Origin of the sequence: Flavobacterium sp. (assembly GCF_043722275.1) — a bacterium.
Classification (GTDB): domain Bacteria; phylum Bacteroidota; class Bacteroidia; order Flavobacteriales; family Flavobacteriaceae; genus Flavobacterium.
The window spans coordinates 1-3,304 of sequence record NZ_JAYSPC010000099.1 but is presented as its reverse complement, the minus strand read 5'-3'; the positions used below and the strand labels follow the sequence as shown (position 1 = coordinate 3,304).

Here is a 3,304-nt window from a genome sequence, read left to right as displayed (position 1 = left end):
CTCTGATAACACAAAACTTAGCTTTTCATCACTTTTGATATTTATAGGAATTTTCACTGTACCATTGTGCTTTCCGTAATTTCACCATTCAATGAAGTGCCGATTTAATGGACTTCGCAGATTTATCATGCTCTACCGATTATTTCATAATAAGCGAAAAGCTTGATTTGTTAGTTTGCCATCACGCCACCACCTTGAGAATTACCTAGTTTTCTACCTTTATTAAAAAAGTGCTTTAGATATTATTGATAAGCTCCTTTAAGAAACTACCCTAACTCAATAGAAACAGAAACATTTTAACTTTTTCATAAGAGGCACGGCTCCAAACGATAATAAAAACTAGAATGTCTAAATCCAAATATTACCAAAATATTGAATGTCGATTTGTATATTATTAGAGATATTTAAAAAATTGAAAATCCTTTATCTCTTTTTGAAGCCCCTAATTAACACAATCGACCACACTTTTTATTAGAGCAACTATTGAGCACTGTAAGCTTCTTTATCAATGTGCTAAAGTTATTACTCTGAGATGAAGTAGTCTACTTTGAACTACTTCATAAAGGAAGTAAAAACACTTCATCTTTATATATAAGAAACTAATTTGACACCTAAAGAATCTAAATTAAGCTCAAGTATCTTTGATCAAATAATAAGGTCTGAATTTCTTATCCGCGAACACCAGGTATGGCTTCATATCAGGAAGTTACTATTCAGGATTTCCTTTTACGAGGTAAATTTGTTTATCTACAAATTAAAAGACATAGTTGGACCAATAAGAATAATGGAGAAATTATTAAAAGAAATTGGACTTTAGTTGCTAAAGGAACACGCAGTAGCAACGGTCGCAGGAATTAAAGCAGAAACAGTTATTGAAAAAATCCTCTTAAAGAACGAAATCTAGTCAAGAAAACCATTTTGGATATGGGATTGATTGTCAGGAAATGTTTTCCGAATGCAGTTCGTATTACGGATCGTTTTCATCTTCAAAAGCTAACGTCAGAAGCTTTGCTGGAAATCAGGATCAAATACTGATGACTGGCTATTGATCAGGAAAATGCAGATAGAGATAGTGAAAAAATCAAATTAAAAATTCTTTTCTCAAATACTTAGCAATGGTGATAACTTAAACAATTACCGGCAAGAAGCCGTTACTCTTTTTACACAAAAGCAAGTCTAAATGGTCAGAAAACCAAACAAAACATGCAAGCTTGTTGTTTGGATTATATCCGATATCAATAAAGCATACAATCTAACACAGGATTTACGTAATATCTTTGAGAAATCGTTGGCTTGGGCAGACTGGCCAAATGGCACGAGAAAGTTAATCAATCTGATTTAAGTCTTTTGGTACAATCTCCCCGAACAATTATAAATCACTACCAAACTATTTTGAACGATTTCGATAAGAGAAATAATAACCCGTCAGCAGAATCATTCAATGCAAAAATAAAAGCATTTAGATCAAAATTCAGAGGCGTAATGAATGTAGAATTTTCCTTTTGAGGCTAATTAATATGTATGCTTAAATTTTACTGTCCAGAGGTTTTCCGTGTTGATCCAAAAACTTCTGTTCCAGCACAGAACAAAACATTTTTCAGCAAGATTCGCGAAAATTTTGTTGCAAAAAACCAATAGTATAGTAAAGAATCTTGATAAATAAGATGAAAACTTTGCATCAAAGTTTTACATAATTCTTTTATCTTTTTGTGATAAGTACCGCAATGCATATTCAAGTCTTTAATACAATATCAATAATAAATCATCATTATTCAAACAATACTTAATTATTTTGATAATAGAAGCTCGAATGCTTCGGTAGAATCTTTAATGCAAAAATAAAAGCATTTAGATCAAAATTCAGAGGAGCAAGGAATGTAGAATATTTCCATTTTAGGCTAACTAATATTTATGCATAAATTTTAGATGATCCACAACTTTTAGATTGATGCCGCTTGAACCCAAGACAAGGGCTCAAATGATATTTGACTTAGATCCTGATATTAAAACATCCTATAATCTAAAGCTGGCGCATTGGTACAGGAATATAGAGGAATCAGGTTTTAAAAACTTTAATATTTTACTCAATACTATAACTCTTAATTACCAGTCAATCTTAAACTATTTTGATAATAGAAGTACAAATGGATCAAGAACAAAACCTGGGGAGGAATGTCAAAATAAAATAAGAAATTTGCAATCTAAGAATTTGACATGACTCCTATAGATCTTTTAAAATTTATGCTGCCTGATTTTTTAGTAGAACATTTTGAAGTAGTTTCCACCACTAATACAGAGAAAGTATTGGGCCTTAGTCGCCAAAGGAACACGCATGACTCAGGAGTTTGCGGCTTTTTTAAAAGAAATTAATCGATAGCAGTGCTACAGATTGCCATACGATTGGAGGATTCTTTGGAGTCAATGGTAAAAAACTTCAAAGACAATATAAAAAACACTTGAGTTCCTTTTCCACATGGGCACCACGCGAACATGCGCATCAGTGGATTATTTATCCTGAAAATATGGGTAGCCATTTATCTATTGACGAAGTAGCATTGTCCCAGGGTGAACTTTATACTATTTTAACCAACAAGAAATTCAAAGGAAAAAAGGGTTCCTTAGTAGCTATTGTTGCCGGAACCAAAGCTGATCAGGTCATAGAGCACATCTGCAAAATTGACTATAAAAAGCGTTCTATTGTTAAAGAAATAACACTCGACATGGCTAATTCCATGAAATTAATTTCAAAGAGATGTTTTCCAAAAGCCATACAAGTCACCGACAGTTTCATGTTCAAAAATTAGCTTTGGAAGCATTACAGGAAATTAGAATAAAGCATCGATGGGAAGCTATGGATTTTGAAAATCAATTGATTCTACAGTCAAAATTAGAAAACAAACATATATTCCCCAGCTTTTACCTAACGGAGATTCTGTAAAACAGCTATTGGCAAGAAGCAGGTATCTGCTGTATAAATCTCGAGAAAATGGACACAAAGTCAAAAAGAAAGAGCGCAAATGGTATTTGAATTATATCCTGATATAAAAACAGCTTACAATCTAAATCAACAACTTCGGGGAATTTTGGATCAAGACATATTGTTGTATGTAAATATTAAAATATAGATATTTGTATTTCCAAATTAGCCCCCCAATGCAAGATTCTTTTATTGATATCCTGAAGCTATTACTACCTGAGATAATAGGATTATTTTGAACTTACTTCTTATAAAAAGGAGGACGAAACACTTCATCTTTATTTAAAAGAGATTAATTCGATACCAAAAGAACACAGGGAATCGAAA

At 32.3% G+C, this 3,304-nt stretch carries 3 protein-coding genes and 1 pseudogene; all 4 read left to right on the top strand.

Annotated features, from left to right (window positions below):
* Positions 1-900: 900 nt before the first annotated feature.
* A pseudogene (locus ACHZDT_RS12575) lies at positions 901-1,035 on the top strand (transposase); the annotation flags it as partial.
* 258 nt (positions 1,036-1,293) lie between these two features.
* Positions 1,294-1,506: a transposase gene (locus ACHZDT_RS12570; protein WP_394774976.1), complete on the top strand. Its 213-nt coding sequence runs from the start codon at positions 1,294-1,296 to the stop codon at positions 1,504-1,506.
* A gap of 442 nt (positions 1,507-1,948) precedes the next feature.
* A complete protein-coding gene (locus tag ACHZDT_RS12565) occupies positions 1,949-2,218 on the top strand; it encodes a transposase (RefSeq protein ID WP_394774975.1) in 270 nt (89 codons plus the stop codon).
* Positions 2,219-2,456: 238 nt separating this feature from the next.
* Positions 2,457-2,804, top strand: a complete 348-nt coding sequence (locus ACHZDT_RS12560) for a transposase (RefSeq protein WP_394774974.1) — start codon at positions 2,457-2,459, stop codon at positions 2,802-2,804.
* Positions 2,805-3,304 lie beyond the last annotated feature (500 nt).

Coding starts and splice junctions, on each gene's coding strand:
- ACHZDT_RS12565 (WP_394774975.1), top strand. CDS start 1,949: ATGCCGCTTGAACCCAAGACAAGGGCTCAAATGATATTTGACTTAGAT.